The following is an 18049-nucleotide window of genomic DNA, read 5'->3' as shown; positions in this document are numbered from 1 at the left end:
GACCCATCCCTCCGCCCTTGCATTCTTCAGCTTATATTTTCCTGAAGAAGAGTGAGACATTGGTTGGAATCACCCAATTTTTTAAAGTCCTTGTCGAACGTTGCGATATGACGCCCTTCGCTGCTAGCAGCGGCAGCAAGGTAGCAATCCACAAAATCGACATTGCTCTTGGAGAATAGACTCAAAGCCCGATGAATGATATCGCGCTCGACGACATGAAGAGCCGGATTGCTTAGAAAATGCAATAACTGTTCCACCAATAGCGGCCTAGGTATCTGGTAGACACTCCCTGATAGCACAAAAACCACTTCGGCTATGACCATAGACGGAATAATGACCTCATGGTCGCCATTCTCAGCGGCGACCAGAAATCGTGCTGCCTGATCTGCCTGACTTTCAGGCGACCCAGTCAGGACACGCAATATCACATTCGCGTCTATAAGGTAGGATTTCATGAGCCAGAACCCTCTTCAGCTATATGCTCTATCCATTCGGCACGAGAAGCTCCGCGGACCTCATCCCATGATTGTTCTGGGCAGTATTTCTTGAAAACTCCAATCGAAGAGGAAACTCCGGGATGGGCACGGATAATAACATGATCTCCTTCTATGTCATAGATGAGCTGCTTCCCAGGGCCTACAGATAAGGCATCTCTCACTTGCTTAGGGACTGTCGTCTGTCCACGCTGACTGATTGTTGATGTGATCATGAAACATCTTTATTTTTAAAAAAGTAAAGCGTCAATTATTTGCCTTACTTATTGAATCCTACATATCATCCAGGTTCATCGAAGTTAATTCGACAATTTTCATCACTCCATAGACAGTCTAGCGATGGGTTCCAAAACTTGCTTGCTCGAATCAACCGATACCGTCGCACTATCTCGTCAGCTTTTGGGACACCTGCTCTGTCGGCGGCTCCCGGATGGGTCGACCTTGAAATGGCCCTTGTGTGAGCTTGAAGCTTACGACGGCCAGGAAGATAAAGCATGTCATGCCCATCGAGGGCGCACACCGCGCAATGAGATTATGTTTGGCTCAGCTAATCGTTGGTATGTGTATCTTTGCTATGGTGTACATGAGTTGCTCAATATTGTCACTGGACCTGTCGACTACCCGGCTGCTGTATTGATACGCGGTGCGGGCGGCATTTATGGACCCGGAAGAGTTACCAAAGCGCTTCAGATAGGTCGCAGCTTCAACACCCTATCTGCCACAGCCGAATCAAATCTTTGGCTAGAACCTCCTGGTGAACAGCTTGTGGACAACTTTATCGTGCAAACGCCACGTATCGGCATAGATTCCGTGGGGCAAGAATGGGCATCCAAGTCTTATCGTTTTTGGATCCGCCCCAAAGACTTCAAAGCCGCCTTCCCACAATTTACAAAGGAATCCCAACCCGCCATTTCTTCACATTATCGATGAGCCCCGGTTCATCCTTAAACACTCATCTTCCATCTTTCTTTTAGTGCCTCCTTTCGTCCATCTCCACGTCCACACTGACTATTCCCTCCTCGACGGTTGCGCGCGTTGCGACCGTCTCACGCAACGCGCCGCCGAGCTCGAAATGCCGGCTCTAGCCATGACTGATCATGGTAACCTTTTCGGGGCTATGGATTTCGTCAAAAACTGTAAGAAAAACGGCGTCAAACCGATCATCGGTTGCGAGATTTATCTGGTCCACGATCACAAGCAAAGCGAACGTCCAAAACGCGACAAGAAGCGATCTGACGACATCAACGACGTGCCCGAGGACGCACTTTCACCTGAAGACTTTCCTCGCAACCAAATCCATCACAAGACGATTTTGGCGAAAAATTTCAAGGGCTACCAAAACCTCTCTAAACTGGTCTCGGATGCCCACATCCATGGCCAGTATTACCGTCCGCGGACGGATATGGAAAAACTAGCACAGTATTCCGAAGGTCTGATCGGTCTCTCTGGCTGCATTAATGGCGTGGCTTCCCAGCACCTGATCTACAACAACTACGCCATGGCACGTCAGGTGACTGCCGACTTTATCGATATCTTCGGCAAAGAAAACTACTTCATCGAGCTACAAGATCACGGGCTCAACGCCCAGCGCCGCATTGTGCCCCATCTCATAAAGCTGGCGCGCGAATTCGACCTACCTATCGTAGCAGCAAACGACGTACACTACGTTAAAAAGAACGATTGGCAGCCACACGATGCTCTACTCTGCATTCAGACCGGACGGAAGCTGGAAGAAACTGAGCGCATGAAATACCCCTGCAATGAGTTCTACCTCAAAAGCCACGAGGAAATGCTCCAGGTTTTCAGCGAAGTTCCCGAAGCTTTGTCCAACACCGTCGATGTCGCCGAGATGGTGGACCTAGATATCAAATTTGGAGAAAACCACTACCCGACTTTTGAGCGTGCCGCGGAGATCACATTCAACGCGGACCAGCAGAATTTTAATCGCATCCTCGACATCTACATTGAGAAGAAAACGGCTGTTTGTCGCCAAAATGGCGAGCCCGATCCCGCCCCACTGACTGTCGCTGAGCGAGAAGACTTCATGGCCAATGGACTCTACCTGTTCGAGCTGTGTAAAGCAGGCTTAGTAGAGCGTTACTCCGTCGATTATGACGCCTACCTGCGCGGAGAATACAACGGCTGGACCGACCCAGAGAATCCTCCAAGTGGCTCCGCACTCCCCACTCACGATAGCAACAACAAGGTCATCACCCGAGACCGAGCACAGCAAATCTGTGAACAGCTCGACTACGAGTTGGCCATTATCATGGGTACGGGTTTCATTGATTATTTCTTGATCGTCTGGGACTTCATCGACTGGGCGCGGAAGCAGGATATACCCGTCGGCCCAGGCCGCGGCTCGGGAGCAGGTTGTGTCGTCGCGTATGTGCTCAAAATTACAGATATCGATCCCCTGCGTTTTGGGCTCCTCTTTGAACGAATGCTCAACCTTGAGCGCGTTTCACCCCCCGACTTTGATGTGGATTTCTGCATGCGCCGCCGCGATGAGGTCGTGAATTTTGTCCGCGACAAATACGGCCGCGATCGCGTCGCAAACATCATCACCTACGGCACCTTCGGCGCTAAAATGATCATCCGCGACCTGGCCCGCGTCAACAACCTCGAATACGCCGAGGCTGACAAGTTGGCGAAAATGATCCCCGACGAGCTTAATATCTCTCTAGCCGATTCCATCGACAAATCAGGCGAGCTTCAGACCGAGATTAAGCGTAACCCCGTGGCCAAGAAAATCGTCGACGAAGGACAGATTATCGAGGGCATGGTGCGCAATACTGGCAAGCATGCCTGTGGCGTCATTATCGGCGATCAGCCCCTGACCAACATCGTCCCACTGACCCTACAAGAAGGCGACCTAACCACTCAATATGCCAAAGGACCGGTGGAAGATTTGGGCATGCTCAAGATGGACTTCCTTGGGCTCAAGACACTCACCATCATCTCTGACGCAGTCGACAATGTCCGACGCACCACCCAGGATAGAGAATTTGATATCGAGAAAGTCAGTATCGACGATCAGAGCACGTTTGATCTGCTCAATTCCGGTAAAACCCGGGCGGTTTTCCAATTGGAGTCGGGCGGCATGCAAAACCTGTGTCGCCAGCTAGGACTCTCATCTTTCGAAGAAATCATCGCGTTGATCGCTCTCTACCGCCCAGGACCGATGCAGTTCATCCCTCAATTTATCGAGGGCAAAAAGGACCCATCGACGATCGAGATCCCCCACCCCCTGCTCAAAGAGTTAGTCTCTGAAACCTACGGTGTTCTTGTTTATCAGGAGCAGGTCATGGAATCGGCTCAGATCATTGCCGGATATACTCTAGGCGGTGCGGACATCCTGCGACGCGCCATGGGTAAAAAGATTAAATCGGTCATGGACGCCCAAAAAGACATCTTTGTCGAAGGCGCTAAGAAGACCAACAACATTGACAAGAAAGAGGCACTTAAAATTTTCGAGATCCTCGAGAAATTCGCCAAATATGGTTTCAACAAATCACATTCTGCCGCCTACGCCATGCTCTCATACCGCACGGCATTTCTAAAAGCCAACTACCCTATCGAGTTTATGGCTGCTGTGCTTTCGTCGGAATTGGGTAATTCTGACAAAGTCAAAAATTTCGTCGAGGAGTGCGGGGCCATGAAAATCCCCGTTTTGGGACCGGATGTAAATGAATCACGCGAGGCATTCACTCCTATCACGCTGTCCAATCCCAACGAATGGAATGGCGATTTATCAGACCCATACGGACAGGTGCGTTTTGGTATGGCGGCAATCAAAGGCGTGGGGGACGCTGCAGCACACGCCGTCATCGAAGAGCGTGAAGCCAGTGGTCCCTTTGAGTCTTTCTCCGACTTCGCGCGCCGGGTCGATGGCAAAGCTGTTAATCGACGTGTCATGGAGTGCCTCATTCGCTCGGGAGCCTTTGATTCACTAGGCGAAGATCGCGCACAACTCCTGCACGATCTCGATGATGTCATGAGCAAAGTCGCTGCCGACCAGAAAGACAAAGAACGTGGCCAAGTCGCCCTGTTTGACATTTTCGAACTCGAGGCTGCCCCACCCCTTCACGCCGACCGCTCTGGCCCGAATCTGGAAATGCCCATCCACGAGAAATTGGCTCACGAAAAGGAACTCCTCGGTTTTTATATCTCAGGGCACCCGATGGACGACTTTGATGGACTGGCGCAGGCCCTCGATAGTGTGAAGAGTCCTGACGACGTAAGTAAACTCGGCGACCGCACTCCATTGAGGCTCTGCGGCATCGTGACGAATGTACAGAAAAAACTATCAAAACGTGACAACCGTCCCTGGGCGATTTTCAACCTGGTGACGAAACAACACACCTACGAATTACTCATGTTTGCCGACGCTTTCGATGACTCAGGTATGCGGCTTCAGGAAAATGCCATCGTGGTAGTCCATGCCACCGCCTCCAAGCGCGATGGCGAAGTCTCCCTGCGCGCTGATGAAGCACTTGGCCTTGCGTCACAAATCGGCCGGAGTATCAAACGCATTACCTTTATTGCCGATGCTCACGCGTCAAAAATGCCTGCATGGATTGAGCAAATTCGCCAGCGCCTGGATATTGAGCAAGGCTCGGTCCCCGTTGATATCGGCTTCAAAGACCGCGACGGTACTGTCCTCGTCGGGAACATTGCTCCATCACTCACCTGGGCCCTCACCGGAGAACGCTTCCAAACGCTTTACAAACACCCAGCGTGCGCCGGGGTTTGGATCGAAACAGACCCCGTGCCAAATCTGGGAGAGCAGCGCAAACCATGGAGAGCTAAAAAAGCTGGGTAGCAGGGTATGGAAGCTTACGCGACCCACTCCTAACTCTGAGCAACTTGCGGCTGTTTCTTTCTTCGTGTCCGCCAAATAAAATACCCGGTGATGATAAACATGAGGGTAATAAGCATGAGAACCCACCACAGCCAACGCATGCCGACGGTGAATATCTCGCCACTGTGAAAGCCCCGATTCAGTCGATGAATTAAATGACCGGCTTCATACTCTGGGAAATGATGGAAATCGAGGATCGCACCGGTAGCAGGATGTATATACCCCAGAGATGCAGGTCGACGCGCCCAAGGGTAGGTATATCGCACCAAAACTGGAGCATCTGCTTCGCGCGGCATGAAAATCGTCGTCGGCTCAAGCTTTTCCGGTGCAACAGCATTCACTGCCTCTAAGAGGACGTCCATAGCCAACAAAGGGGTGCTGGCACTCAAGGGCTCTGATAATTTCGGGCGCGCGGCCCATTCAGATTGTGTCACGTTGAGGATGAATTCACGCCACGGCTGACCAATGCCGATCAATGCCCCACTGAGAGCGATCAGTGAAAGAAAACCAGCCGCGTAAAAGCCGATGACGGCGTGTAAATCAAAATCACGACGATTCGCTCCCTTATCGAAGGTGATTTTCGATTGACGCAAAAGATTGCCGCGGCGTTTGAAAAACAACACTGCACCCGTGGCAGATAACAAAATAAAGGCGAAAGAGCTTATAATCGCGATCCAGGTCCCAAAATCGCCTAAAAAGAAACTCGTATGAAGGACACGAATGGCTCTCATGATCGGAGCTGGGCGCGGCGTATCTTTTCTGACCTCTCCCGTATAGGGATCGACAAAAAGTGTATGCCGATTGCTTAACCTGATCATCGCAGCCTCATCAGGTGCTTTCGGCAGACTGTATGAACTGACCTTTAAATCAGGGTAAGCCTCCAATGCGCGGTCGACCTGTTCCTGAATTGAAAGGCGCGCCTCACTTGCGCCCTCCGGCACATCAATAAAAAATGCTTCGCGCTCCTCGAAGGCCCTGAGTTCAGACTCAAACACCAAGATAAGCCCAGTGGACGCCAGGATTAAAATAGGAATAGCCGCCAAGATTCCGGCCCACTTGTGGCCGTCCAAAGCGACTTTCCTTATTTTTCGAAGCTGTGTTTTATTTAGAATGGGCATCTTAAAAACACGCTCAAACGCTCTTGATGTTGATCAAAGAGCGCATGAGAAATCTATGCTGTTATCAGAAACTCAGCTGCGTCGAGAAACGTACTTCCCGAGGTCTCTCCGGATTTACCGTGCCACGAGTGTCGCCCTTATAGTATACCTCGTCGAATAAATTAGACGCAGTAAGGCGGAAGGTGACAGGCGTTTCGCTATCTGCGCGCCACACATACTTAAGACCCACGTCTACACGATGATAGCTGTCCAGTGTGAATGTGTTCGCGTTATCCCCGGGACGATCATCCTCATAGAACCAACCTGCCTGGAGTGACAGGTCAGCCAATGGTCCGCTGGAGAACTCATACTCTGCCCACAGACTCGCGCTGATCTCTGCGACACCTGATGGAGTATTACCCACAATACTGGGATCATCGTCTTCAGTGAACTCAGCATCCAAATAAGCAAAGGAACCCACGATACCGAGACTCTCACCTATTAGCCCAGTCGCAGTAAATTCGATTCCTTTATGTTCCTGCTCCCCTCTCAACACCAAAGCGTTTGCCAAGGGGTCATTGAATGGGATGTCCGACCGAGTCGTTTGAAACAAGGCAGACGATAGTAATAAATTCCCATCATAAAGCTCTGCCTTGACGCCGACCTCAAACTGCTCGCCAGTCGTAGGGTCCAGCTGTTCGCCAAAATTGGTCAACCGCGGGTCAGCGACAACTGGATTTGGTTCGAAACTCTCACTATACGATGCATAAAAGGATATATTATCCAAGGGCTGATACACAACACCTGCACGTGGTGTCAGGTTATCTGCTTTTCCTTCACGGAGTATATTTCCGGCAATAGAAAAGTCGTTCTCAGTATTATCGTAACGAAGGCCGAGCAAGACAGACCAGTCCTCTCCGAAAGAAATTAAATCCTGTATGTAAAAACCAATGCGCTCCTCGTTGCCCAAAACCTTTTCATCTCTCACTCCAATTTGAGGATCAGGAATGACCAAAGGAGAAAATATGTTCGTCACAAAAAACTCACTCCTTGCTGTCTCATTACTGTCGGTGGCGATCTCTGTATAATCGGCCCCAGCGAGAATTTTGTGCTCAAAGGGTCCGGTTGTGAGGTCGATTACACCTTCGAAATAAAAAGTCGTGACTTCCCAACGGTTGATTCGGCGACGTGACCGAAAAGCAACGTCGCCCGTAATCTCATCAATTTGCACGGGTTGATTATCATAACGATCACGCTTGTAATCCTGAAAACTAAATCCTGAAGCGACTGTAAAAGAATCCGAAATAAAGTGCTCCACATCCAAGTTTACATTCCATTTATCAGAGTCATACTTACTCCAAGGTTGAGTCAGAATGCGTTCGATCGGAATGTCTGCCACCCCATCACCGATCGCGACCACGCCCGTATCCTGAGGGCGATCATCCTCTGTCACATCAAAACTCAGGTCAATCGTAGTATCCTCCGAGGGAGTCCAACGCAGAGCGGTGGAAAAAATATACCGTTCAGCTTCAAAATCAGAGCCATCTGCAAATTTGCGGAAATATCCGCTGTCTTCATACACAGCATTGACACGATAGCTAAGTTCACCGTCTTGGGTGAGCGGTCCACTCACGTCAGCGTGAAGATGATACAGGTCATCACTGCCTACAGTGCCCTTTATAAAACCCCCAAATTCGTTCAATGGTGTCTTTGTCACCATATTGATCATACCACCAGGAGTCGACGTACCGTATAGTACCGATGACGGGCCTTTCAAAACCTCAACGCGGTTTAAGATTTCTACAGGAACCGAAGCAAGATGGAAAAACGTCCGACCATTCCGCAAATAGTTTGAGCTATTGGACAGATTAAATCCTCGGATAAAGTAGGATGAATAAGCACCGAGAAAGTTATTTCGCTTTTGGACACTCGAATCATTCTGGAGGATCTGATCCAGACGAAAAGCCTGCTGGTCCGCAATCAATGCATCGTTAATCACAAATACCGACTGAGGCGTCTTCAATAGCGGCACATCCAGCTTCAAAGCCGTGGTCGCCGACTCCGCGTGGTATCCCAGTTGTTAGTCGGTCACTTGGAATTCTTCCAAGACTCCCAATTCCTCACTTGCCTGCTCTTGGCCACCTAATATCGAACCTATACCGAATACTAGCATCCCAATTTTTAGCGGATTTAAAAATTTTGTCATGATTGCGTTTGTTTTCATCCTGGCTGATGAGTTTGATTTTGAGACTCATTGTCAAGCATGATGGACATATAGATTAGAATAACCGATCTTACTGAAAAGTGATTTTGAGCTCAGATCACATGCCCAGAGTGAGGGTGGTAGTCATTGCTGCTCTTGGGCTTTGATCCACTCTACAACAATCGTTCGCTCGATTGTCCTGTAAAACATCAGCGCCCCCCCCACGTCTGTTCACTCCATTTCAGAAATCTCTCGGCTAAAAAGCTTGCCTCAGCTGGCACGATAATCATTTTCCCGTGCTTCGTCCTTTTCAGTTTCATTACCGATAGGCCACGATCCACACTAAACTCAAACCACTAAAAGAAACCTTTACCGGTTTCTCCCTGGCACTGCGCTAGGGCTTTAAACACAAAATGAATATCACTCCTAAAGACCTGCTGGACGCAGGCGTGCATTTCGGTCATCAAACGCGTCGTTGGAACCCAAAATCCAAGACCTTTATCTACGACCATCGCCACGGCGTATCTATTATTGACCTGGAGAAGACCTACCAGTGTCTAGAGACGGCTACCACTTTCTTGGAAGATCTGGTTTCTAAGGGTAAAGACGTGCTTTTTGTTGGAACTAAAAAACAAGCCCAGGAAGTCGTCCGCGAAGCCGCCACTGCGGTAAACATGCCCTTCTGCGCTAACCGCTGGATGGGTGGTGGACTGACCAACTTCGAAACCATCAAGTCCAGTCTAGCTAAGTATAAGAAATTTCTGGCCATGGAAGCGGACGGCTCACTCGACAAACTTCCTGGAAAAGAAGGCGCTGCTATCCGTCGCCAAATGTCGCGAATGAATCGTAATTTCGAAGGCCTACTCGAAATCAAGGACCGTCCCGCCGCCCTCTTCGTTATTGACACTAAAGGTGAATATATCGCTGTTGCTGAAGCACGCCGTCTGGGCATCCCGGTCATTGCTCTTGTTGATACAAACAGTGATCCGACACTCATAGATTACCCTATACCTGGCAATGATGACGCGGTGAAGTCGATCCGCATCATCGTGGACGTCATTGTTGAAGCTGTCCAAAATGGACTTGCAAAGCGCGATCTCAACGCGACTGCGAATAAACCTCAAGCAATCACACCCCTCGTGCAAGAGACCAACTTCTTCACCGACGAAGAGGCAGAGGTTTCTCTTCCCGAAGGTTACGACAGCCAGACAATCCCAACCCCAGAAGCACCTGTCGAAGCCGCACCCGTCGTTGAAGAAGCCGCTCCTGTAGTTGAGGAAGCTGTCGCTCCGGCTACGGAAGAAACAACCCCAGCGCCCGAAGAAACTGAAGAAGAGAAGTAAGCATTCCTTTCATCCTAATCACACATACATTTACTGATGAGCACTCAAATCACTGCTAGAATGGTAGCTGACCTCCGCGAACGGTCTGGCGCCGGAATGATGGACTGTAAGAAAGCGCTGGTTGAATCCGGTGGCGACGTCGATGCAGCACTCGACTCTCTTCGCAAAAAAGGCGTCGCTTCTGCAGCTAAGAAAGCAACCCGCGAAGCCGCCGAAGGCATTGTGACTTCGTATATCCACACGGGCGGTAAGGTCGGTGTATTGATAGAGGTAAACTGCGAGACTGACTTCGTCGCCAAGAATGATGATTTTCAGGCTTTCGTCCGCGACATCGCCATGCACATAGCAGCTGCTGGCCCCATCTGCGTCAGCAGAGACGAGGTTGACCCAGCTCTGGTCGAGAAGGAGAAGGAAATCGCAACAGAACAAGCCGCGGGTAAGCCAGCACAGGCGATTCAGAAAATCGTCGAAGGTAAGCTTAATAAATACTACGGCACCATCGCTCTCCTAGAGCAGCCTTACGTCAAAAACCCGGATCAAACTATCCAGGACCTGCTCACTGAGAAGATTGCCACGATCGGGGAAAACCTGATTATACGCCGTTTCGCCCGCTTCCAGATTGGAGCATAAGCTACTGCCTAACAAAATCTTATTATCATAAGCCTGGATCAATTTGGTCCGGGCTTTTTGATACCCAAATGAAAATCCAGCCCTTCACGGGTTGATCTTCGTGACCTTTGTTCTCACGCTCTATCGCTTATGCTTCAAGCTGGAATTGTCGGACTCCCCAATGTGGGCAAAAGCACGCTTTTTAATGCACTTACGAAAACGCGTAAGGCTGAGGCGGCAAATTATCCTTTTTGCACGATCGACCCTAATGTTGGCGTCGTTCAAGTACCGGATAAGCGTGTCGAAAAACTCGCCAAACTTGTCGGCACATCTACTATTATTCATGCTGCAATCGAATTTGTGGATATAGCCGGCCTCGTAGAGGGCGCGGCTAAAGGCGAAGGCCTGGGCAATAAGTTCCTAGCAAACATACGGGAAGTGGATGCCATTGTTCATGTAGTGCGCTGTTTCGTAGACGAGGATGTCATCCACAACATGGGTAGTGTAGACCCTATTCGCGATATCGAGGTGATAGCGACAGAACTCGTGTTGGCAGACATCGCTTCCATTGAGTCTCAGTTGGAAAAGGCCAAGAAGAAGGCACGAGGAAATGATAAGGAAGCCGCCGCCTCGGTAACCCTTATGGAGCGCCTGCTACCCCATCTCAATGAGTTGAAACCCGCCCTCACCCTAAAGATGGACGATGATGAACGGGAAATTCTGAAGCGCCTCTTTTTCCTCTCCGCTAAACCGACCCTATTCGCCTGTAATGTCGCAGAAAGCGACTTAGCTCATCCCGACGACAATCCATACGTTCAGAAGGTCCGCGAATACGCTGCAACACATCACGGCGCTGGATCTTGCGTCATCTCTGCTCGCGTAGAAGAAGAATTAATCGATTTTGATGACGAAGAAGCCGCCGAATATCTAGGGGATTTAGGCATTACAGATTCAGGGGTCACTCAGCTGATTCGCGCCAGCTACGATCTACTAGGCTTAGCCAGTTATTTCACCGCCGGAGAAAAAGAAGCCCGAGCCTGGACATTTATTCAGGGCATGACAGCACCGCAGTGCGCTGGAGTAATCCATACTGATTTCGAAAAGGGCTTTATTAAAGCTGAGGTCGTGCACTACGAAGACTTGATCGCAGCTGGCTCAAAAACATCCGCAAAAGAAGCCGGGAAATTACGGCTTGAGGGCAAGGACTATCTTTTCAAGGACGGTGACGTTACTGAATTCCGTTTTAATAGCTGAGCCAGTCAGCCATTGCTTGGCTTGAGCTTTGATCCGGACGACGGCAATCGCTCTCGCGATCACCCTTCAAAACATCCACGCGCCCCGTACTTCTGGTCATAACCTCATACCAGTCTCCAACTTTAACGGGCGTGGATGTTTGGTGTAAAACCTGGTCCACCGCATCTTCATTCCAGAGCAGATATGGGATAGGCCTCGTTTCGTTTGCGAGAAATTGATCTTAACCTCGTGTCATCCACGGATAGGCCTGGTCCCGATAAAATTGATGCCTCAAGTCGGACCGATTTGTCGTTCTATTGTTTTCGAACAAACCAAAACCATGAAAACGCTCTTGAACCGCACAAGACCGCAGACAAGCGTCCAACTCTCGATGTATCACACGTTCGAAAGCCAGTGTTAGCATCTCCTTCCACTGTTCAAAATGCTGAAGAGGTGCAACATCTTGCACCAATCGATCAAAACAGCTAGATTCTAAACGCCTCAATATCCAGACGAGCGCCTCGGGGTCGACTTCACCATACGCGGTAGACTCTGTTTCAAAGAACGGATGATAGTCAGCCTCAAGATCATTAATTGAATCGACCAACCTCTCGATGACTGCATCAAGAAAATGAGGAGCTTGGAACTCCGAGCAAGAAAGCTCCATGACAAACAAATCTATCCACGGTCGTCTCTGCTGCTCAGTATAATGTTCGAACCAGATTGCTAAGGGATGCGGGCTTATTGTCATATTGAACCTCCATTCAGTTAAGAGTTTACCTCCACTTCTTTGGTCCAATCATCGTCCTCAAAAAGTGACAGATAATAACCCAGTATCGCAATTCACTGTTCTTTTACCACGCGTTTCACGAGACAGATTCGATCCCGTAAACCAAGCGTCGAATCCCTTCTTCAAGGTGCAACAATGGACAGCCGAAATTAAATCTGAGAAAACCAGGATTTCCGAAAGGTGTACCGTCTGAAAGACCGATTCCATGTGTTTCGAAATGACCTGGAGCATCCTTTGCCCCCAGGCTCCTCACATCCATCCACGCCAAATATGTCGCTTCCATCGGATACACGGACACCTTGTCAGCATAAGGTTCTAAAGCCTTGTAGAGACGATCTCTATTTTCACGCAACACCGTCAATAACTCCTGTCTCCAGGGCTCTCCAAACCGATAAGCTGCCTCACATCCTGCATAACCAAAAGCATTTACCTCAGTGATGGTACCCATCGCCGCACGTTTGAACTGATTGCGCAGACTGCGATTTTCTATGTGCGCAAAAGCACACGCTAAACCAGGCAAATTATAAGTCTTACTAGGAGCAAACAGTGAAATAAGGCGCTCACGGATTGGATGATCTAACGAACCCATAGCCACATGAGTCACTCCCTCATCGAGAATCAAGTCGCAGTGGATCTCGTCTGAACACAACACCAGATTATGCTTAAGACAAAAATCTGCCAAACTCATCAATTCGCTTCGGGAAAAAGCACGCCCCACCGGGTTGTGTGGATTGCAGAGAATAAACATCGAGCTATCCGGAGTCAGCGCTGCCTCCATAGCGTCAAAATCAAATTCCCAACGTGTACCACTCCAAGAGAGCGGAGCCGTGACCAAACGTTTGTGTTGGTTTCCCGGCGCCGTCAAAAACGGAGGATAAACTGGAGTGCACGCAAGAATGGAGGAGACATCACTGCCAAATGCCCGGGCTGCTACGTTCAGAGCGGGCACCAAGCCCGGCAACCACACCAAATCATTCGCAGCAGCTTTGACCTGATGCGAGGTCGATAGGTATTCCGTTACCGCAGATTCGACAGAAGCATAAGGTTTCGTATAGCCAAACACACCCTGTCCTACACGCGCTTCCAACGCAGAGACTATTTCAGGAGCTGACAGAAAATCCATATCCGCCACCCAAAACGGAAGGATGTCACGCCCCGCGTATTTATCCCATTTTAAGCTACCCGTTTGTGTGCGATCCGGCAGCGTCTCAAAATCATAGCAATTCACCATTTTCGGGATAATGAACTGCGAGCTTCAATGCGCCAAGTGCAGAGGCATGTTTGTTTGCTATTCTATCCCCCTCCCAGAGTGATTTTTCGACCACCGTGCCTTTAGGCCCAGCTACAGCACAATACACTAGGCCCACAGGCTTTTCAATTGAGCCACCTCCTGGACCAGCAATACCCGTGGTAGCAATCGCATAATCTGCTCCCGTCAACTTAAGACCGCCCTCGGCCATAGCTTGAGCACACACTGCGCTCACAGCACCAGATTCGTTCAGCACTGCCTCCGGCACCCCTAACAAATTCATCTTCAACTCATTTGAATAGGACTGGACACCGCCCAAATATACTTCAGAAGAGCCAGGAAAATTAGTGATCCAGTCTCCAATCAACCCCCCTGTGCAGCTCTCACATGTTATAACCGTGCGCCCTTCGCTCACCAGCCGTTTATGTAGAGCCCTTACCCACTCCACACCCCAATCCGCCTGCCCGCTTGTTTTCATGCCATGTCAAAAAATTCGATTAGTCTGTGTTCTTTTGAAAATAGATCATACAGAATTTTAGTAAAAATATTCACAACTCCACGCGATCAAATAAATATAGAAACTATTGTTATTCTACCATTGACTACTAAGTCGCATTAAATTCCTAATAAGCATTCCAACCTACAAAAAATAATGACAATCAATAACGAACTCCTCGATCTCGAAAAGAAACTCGAGCTTCTCGCAAAACGCAAAGAAGAGCTCCTTGAACAACAAAAGCTTGAGGCCGAACGCTTAGCTAAGCTGGATAAACTTCTTGAGGAAAGCGAATACGGCACAGCCAAAGAACTGGTAGAAGCCCTTGTCCAAAAGTTCAATGTACGCATATCCCTGATCAGCACTTCTGCAACCAGTGGCAAACGCCGCAAACGCACCAAGGTCACTGCTGATCTTCGCGATAAAGTCAAAGGTGCCGTCGCCGAAGGATATTCAAAGAATCAAGTATCAAAAAACTTCGAGATCTCTTATGCTGTCGTAAACAAAATCGTAGACGGAGCTTACGACGCCCTTTAATTTATACGGTTCTCTCAAAGAGTCCAAAGGCGCAGTCCACTGACTGCGCTTTTTTTATGCCTGCACGAGTCGGCTGATACATGTTCGCTTGCCATATACATAAACATTATTTCACCCAATTGTAGTGAACCCTCTCAAGCCAAAGGCCCGAAAAATAATCCATATCGACATGGATTGCTTTTATGCATCAGTGGAAATGAGAGAGCACCCAGAATGGCACAATAAGCCGATTGCAGTGGGCGGCACGGGCCGCCGTGGCGTACTGACGACAGCAAACTATCCTGCTCGTGCCTATGGCGTGAGATCTGCGCAACCCACTTGGAAAGCACTCGATTTATGCCCTCATTTAATTTTAGTCAGACCGCGTTTTGAAGTTTATACTGAAGTATCGAAACAAATAAGAGAGATCTTTCACAGACATACTCAGCTGATCCAGCCTTTGTCACTCGATGAAGCATTCCTCGATGTGACTGACAGCACATCGACTGCGACACGCATTGCCCATACGATCCGTAAACAAATACACGACGAGCTAGACCTAAATGCATCTGCAGGGATAGCGCCCAATAAAATGTTAGCCAAGATCGCGAGCGATTGGCATAAGCCCAACGGTCAATTCACAATCTCGCCGCAAGATGTCGACGCCTTCATGAAGGGTCTCCCTATTCAAAAAATATGGGGTATTGGTCCCAAAACAGCAAAATGGATGCAGCATCACGGCATCCATACTTGTGGAGACCTGCAGGCTGTTGATTTAGCTATGCTCATCCAGCGTTTTGGGAAATACGGAAACGACCTATATAACATGTGTCGTGGAATTGATGAACGCCCAGTAAATCCAGACCGTGCTCGCAAATCCGCATCCACCGAGCGCACCTTATCTGAAAACTGCACAGAAGTGGAAATACTTGCGGGCATTTTGGCAGATCTCCACGCAGAGTTCTTTGATGACATGCAGAACAAGTCTTATTTCGAACGTGCCAATAAAGCGTTTCTGAAGCTGAAGTTTTCCGATTTCTCAAGAACCAGCATAGAAACCACGGGCTCAGATTTCAGCCTGGAACACTACCAATCCCTGCTGCAACAAGCGTTTCACCGCAACCCGCTGCCAGTAAGACTCATTGGCATTGGGATTCGCCTCGATGATAAGGCTGCAGTCCATCACCAATTAGACTTCTTTGATACTTTCCTTCATGATTGATTGAATCCATGCAGATAGAACAAACGACACTCACTATCGCAACCCGAGGTCAGGGAACGTATGAAATTAGCGATCTCATCGACACGTTCATCGCAGGGTTAGAAATCAAACAAGGCCTCGTTTCAATTTACTGTCAGCACACCAGTGCAAGCCTCGTCATCATGGAAAACGCCGACGCCTCTGCACGGCGAGATTTGGAAGCCTTTATCAATCGCCTGGTTCCCCAAAACGACCCGCAGTTCACACATACCTATGAGGGGCCCGATGACATGCCAAGCCATATAAAGATGGCCCTTACGCGGACGAGCGAGACCCTTCCAATCCACAACGGACGGATCGAACGCGGCACTTGGCAAGGTATTTTCCTTTGGGAACATCGGACAGCACCGCATACGCGAAAACTCACGCTGACGGCCATCGGTTCCTAGGTGCCGGATAAACAAAATAAAGATTAGCCGAACTAATCCGAGTAGATTCATTCGAGCGTAATCAGTAAAACTACGCATTTTGGTAGACAATACTCAGGATCTGACCATGCCTATTCCGTTTAAATATTTAGATCTGAGACCGCCTCATCCCTTGTCCTTGTCATGGAAGAATCCGCCAAACTGACCCTATCTGGAAAAGAATACGAGTTGCCCGTGATTACGGGCACTGAAAACGAAAAAGCCGTCGACGTGCGGGCTCTGAGGAAGGACACGGGATACATTACTTTCGATGACGGATACGGCAACACAGGGGCTTGCGAAAGCGAGGTCACATTTATCAATGGGGAGGAGGGCATCCTCCGATACCGCGGTTACGCGATCGAAGAGCTCGCAGCGAAGTCGACCTTTCTAGAAGTCGCCTACCTTGTCATATATGGAATGCTGCCCACCCCTGCTCAACTCGACACATTCCGAATGAAGATTCGCGATAACCTCGCGATCCATACTGACATGGAAGCGCACTATGTCGGGTTTCCAGCTTCCTCTCACCCCATGGCGGTCATCTCAGCCATGCTCAATTCGCTGGGATGCTATTATCCTGACATGGCATCGAACGACCGCGAACAAGATCTGGAACACTTTGACGACGCGGCAGCTGTGCTCATGGCCAAGATTACCACGCTTGCAGCCATGTCCTTCCGCGCCAAACGCGGCCTCCCCTACAATTTCCCAAATCCAAACCTACGCTATGTAGAGAACTTCCTCCATCTCATGTTTTCGAAACCCTACGCAGAGTTCGTAGCCGACGAAAGCGTAGTGAAAGCCCTCGACCTCTTTATGATGCTGCATGCAGATCATGAACAGAACTGTTCCACCTCCACGGTTCGCATGGTGGCATCCGGCGGAGCCAACATGTTTGCATCTGCTTCCGCTGGTGTGAGCGCACTCTGGGGTCCCTTACACGGTGGAGCCAACATGGCGGTCATAGACATGCTCACTGAGATTCATAACTCCGGTGACGATGGGTCTCGCTTTATTGAAGATGCTAAAAACGGCAGAGCTCGCCTGATGGGCTTTGGACACCGCGTTTATAAAAACTTTGATCCCCGAGCTAAAATCCTGGGCGAAGCTTGTGAAAATATGTTGAGCAGCCTCGGCGTCAGTGACCCGCTCCTCGACATTGCCAACCGCCTCAAAGAAGCGGCACTCCATGACGAGTATTTCATCAAACGAAGACTTTATCCCAATGTAGACTTCTACTCGGGTATCATCCTCAAAACAGCCGGCATCCCCGTCGACATGTTCACCGTCATGTTCGCCATCGGGCGCATGCCGGGCTGGATTGCACACTGGAAAGAGATCGCGGCAAATCCAAAGGGCCGCATCCACCGCCCGCGCCAAGTTTACACCGGAGCTACGCTTCAGAGCTTTCCGTCCATAGAAGTGCGCTAATCACAGCTCGCTCGGGCAGCAACAGACAAGGCGGCGACGAAGCACCGCCCTCC

At 49.5% G+C, this 18049-nt stretch carries 16 protein-coding genes; 9 read left to right on the top strand and 7 right to left on the bottom strand.

Annotated elements, in window-relative coordinates:
* Positions 1 to 26: 26 nt before the first annotated feature.
* Together HRU10_01980 and HRU10_01975 are read right to left on the bottom strand one after the other, a co-directional pair.
* Entirely contained in the window at positions 27 to 455 is a 429-nt protein-coding gene (locus HRU10_01980; GenBank protein NRA26001.1) for a PIN domain-containing protein, read from the bottom strand.
* Positions 452 to 709, bottom strand: coding sequence for a type II toxin-antitoxin system PrlF family antitoxin (locus HRU10_01975; GenBank protein NRA26000.1), 258 nt, complete (start codon positions 707 to 709; stop codon positions 452 to 454). The genes HRU10_01980 and HRU10_01975 overlap by 4 nt, the downstream gene beginning before the upstream one ends.
* Positions 710 to 833: 124 nt before the next feature.
* Here HRU10_01975 and HRU10_01970 point away from each other — a divergent pair, with 124 nt between their 5' ends.
* Positions 834 to 1424 carry a DNA-3-methyladenine glycosylase gene (locus HRU10_01970; GenBank protein NRA25999.1) on the top strand — a complete coding sequence of 197 codons (591 nt, stop codon included), beginning with the start codon at positions 834 to 836 and terminating at the stop codon, positions 1422 to 1424.
* Positions 1425 to 1455: 31 nt separating this feature from the next.
* Positions 1456 to 5319, top strand: coding sequence for a DNA polymerase III subunit alpha (dnaE, locus tag HRU10_01965; protein NRA25998.1), 3864 nt, complete (start codon positions 1456 to 1458; stop codon positions 5317 to 5319).
* A gap of 29 nt (positions 5320 to 5348) precedes the next feature.
* On the opposite strand, the gene HRU10_01960 is transcribed toward dnaE, so the two are convergent.
* Together HRU10_01960 and HRU10_01955 are read right to left on the bottom strand one after the other, a co-directional pair.
* Positions 5349 to 6476: a PepSY domain-containing protein gene (locus HRU10_01960; protein ID NRA25997.1), complete on the bottom strand. Its 1128-nt coding sequence runs from the start codon at positions 6474 to 6476 to the stop codon at positions 5349 to 5351.
* 64 nt (positions 6477 to 6540) lie between these two features.
* Positions 6541 to 8487: a TonB-dependent receptor gene (locus HRU10_01955; GenBank protein ID NRA25996.1), complete on the bottom strand. Its 1947-nt coding sequence runs from the start codon at positions 8485 to 8487 to the stop codon at positions 6541 to 6543.
* A 584-nt stretch (positions 8488 to 9071) separates the two neighbouring features.
* Here HRU10_01955 and rpsB point away from each other — a divergent pair.
* From rpsB to ychF, 3 genes are all read left to right on the top strand, one after another.
* Complete coding sequence (gene rpsB, locus HRU10_01950) at positions 9072 to 10001, top strand: 30S ribosomal protein S2 (protein NRA25995.1); 930 nt, start codon at positions 9072 to 9074, stop codon at positions 9999 to 10001.
* A 36-nt stretch (positions 10002 to 10037) separates the two neighbouring features.
* Positions 10038 to 10631, top strand: a complete 594-nt coding sequence (tsf, locus tag HRU10_01945; protein NRA25994.1) for a translation elongation factor Ts — start codon at positions 10038 to 10040, stop codon at positions 10629 to 10631.
* Between the two features lie 129 nt (positions 10632 to 10760).
* Positions 10761 to 11864: a redox-regulated ATPase YchF gene (ychF, locus tag HRU10_01940; GenBank protein NRA25993.1), complete on the top strand. Its 1104-nt coding sequence runs from the start codon at positions 10761 to 10763 to the stop codon at positions 11862 to 11864.
* Between the two features lie 220 nt (positions 11865 to 12084).
* Here ychF and HRU10_01935 read toward each other — a convergent pair whose 3' ends face one another.
* The 3 genes from HRU10_01935 to HRU10_01925 form a co-directional block, all read right to left on the bottom strand.
* On the bottom strand, positions 12085 to 12510 hold the full coding sequence (locus HRU10_01935) for a hypothetical protein (GenBank protein ID NRA25992.1): 426 nt from the start codon (positions 12508 to 12510) through the stop codon (positions 12085 to 12087).
* A 199-nt stretch (positions 12511 to 12709) separates the two neighbouring features.
* Complete coding sequence (locus HRU10_01930; protein NRA25991.1) at positions 12710 to 13864, bottom strand: putative C-S lyase; 1155 nt, start codon at positions 13862 to 13864, stop codon at positions 12710 to 12712.
* Positions 13848 to 14360, bottom strand: coding sequence for a CinA family protein (locus HRU10_01925; GenBank protein NRA25990.1), 513 nt, complete (start codon positions 14358 to 14360; stop codon positions 13848 to 13850). Before HRU10_01925 ends, HRU10_01930 begins: the two co-directional genes overlap by 17 nt.
* 174 nt (positions 14361 to 14534) lie before the next feature.
* On the opposite strand from HRU10_01925, the gene HRU10_01920 reads away from it, so the two are divergent.
* The 4 genes from HRU10_01920 to HRU10_01905 all read left to right on the top strand — a co-directional run bounded on the left by HRU10_01920 (position 14535) and on the right by HRU10_01905 (position 17996).
* Positions 14535 to 14915 carry a hypothetical protein gene (locus HRU10_01920; GenBank protein ID NRA25989.1) on the top strand — a complete coding sequence of 127 codons (381 nt, stop codon included), beginning with the start codon at positions 14535 to 14537 and terminating at the stop codon, positions 14913 to 14915.
* A gap of 124 nt (positions 14916 to 15039) precedes the next feature.
* Positions 15040 to 16116: a DNA polymerase IV gene (dinB, locus tag HRU10_01915; protein NRA25988.1), complete on the top strand. Its 1077-nt coding sequence runs from the start codon at positions 15040 to 15042 to the stop codon at positions 16114 to 16116.
* An 8-nt stretch (positions 16117 to 16124) separates the two neighbouring features.
* Positions 16125 to 16544, top strand: coding sequence for a YjbQ family protein (locus HRU10_01910; GenBank protein ID NRA25987.1), 420 nt, complete (start codon positions 16125 to 16127; stop codon positions 16542 to 16544).
* A gap of 162 nt (positions 16545 to 16706) precedes the next feature.
* Positions 16707 to 17996 carry a citrate synthase gene (locus tag HRU10_01905; protein NRA25986.1) on the top strand — a complete coding sequence of 430 codons (1290 nt, stop codon included), beginning with the start codon at positions 16707 to 16709 and terminating at the stop codon, positions 17994 to 17996.
* The last annotated feature ends 53 nt before the right edge of the window (positions 17997 to 18049 follow it).

The organism is Opitutales bacterium (assembly GCA_013215165.1).
Taxonomy (GTDB): domain Bacteria; phylum Verrucomicrobiota; class Verrucomicrobiia; order Opitutales; family JABSRG01; genus JABSRG01.
The sequence above is the reverse complement of the archived record's forward strand: the minus strand, read 5'-3'. Positions and strand labels throughout refer to the sequence as shown.

Coding starts and splice junctions, on each gene's coding strand:
- HRU10_01980 (NRA26001.1), bottom strand. CDS start 455: ATGAAATCCTACCTTATAGACGCGAATGTGATATTGCGTGTCCTGACT.
- HRU10_01975 (NRA26000.1), bottom strand. CDS start 709: ATGATCACATCAACAATCAGTCAGCGTGGACAGACGACAGTCCCTAAG.
- HRU10_01970 (NRA25999.1), top strand. CDS start 834: ATGGGTTCCAAAACTTGCTTGCTCGAATCAACCGATACCGTCGCACTA.
- HRU10_01960 (NRA25997.1), bottom strand. CDS start 6,476: ATGCCCATTCTAAATAAAACACAGCTTCGAAAAATAAGGAAAGTCGCT.
- rpsB (NRA25995.1), top strand. CDS start 9,072: ATGAATATCACTCCTAAAGACCTGCTGGACGCAGGCGTGCATTTCGGT.
- tsf (NRA25994.1), top strand. CDS start 10,038: ATGAGCACTCAAATCACTGCTAGAATGGTAGCTGACCTCCGCGAACGG.
- ychF (NRA25993.1), top strand. CDS start 10,761: ATGCTTCAAGCTGGAATTGTCGGACTCCCCAATGTGGGCAAAAGCACG.
- HRU10_01935 (NRA25992.1), bottom strand. CDS start 12,510: ATGGAGCTTTCTTGCTCGGAGTTCCAAGCTCCTCATTTTCTTGATGCA.
- HRU10_01930 (NRA25991.1), bottom strand. CDS start 13,864: ATGGTGAATTGCTATGATTTTGAGACGCTGCCGGATCGCACACAAACG.
- HRU10_01925 (NRA25990.1), bottom strand. CDS start 14,360: ATGAAAACAAGCGGGCAGGCGGATTGGGGTGTGGAGTGGGTAAGGGCT.
- HRU10_01920 (NRA25989.1), top strand. CDS start 14,535: ATGACAATCAATAACGAACTCCTCGATCTCGAAAAGAAACTCGAGCTT.
- HRU10_01910 (NRA25987.1), top strand. CDS start 16,125: ATGCAGATAGAACAAACGACACTCACTATCGCAACCCGAGGTCAGGGA.
- HRU10_01905 (NRA25986.1), top strand. CDS start 16,707: ATGGAAGAATCCGCCAAACTGACCCTATCTGGAAAAGAATACGAGTTG.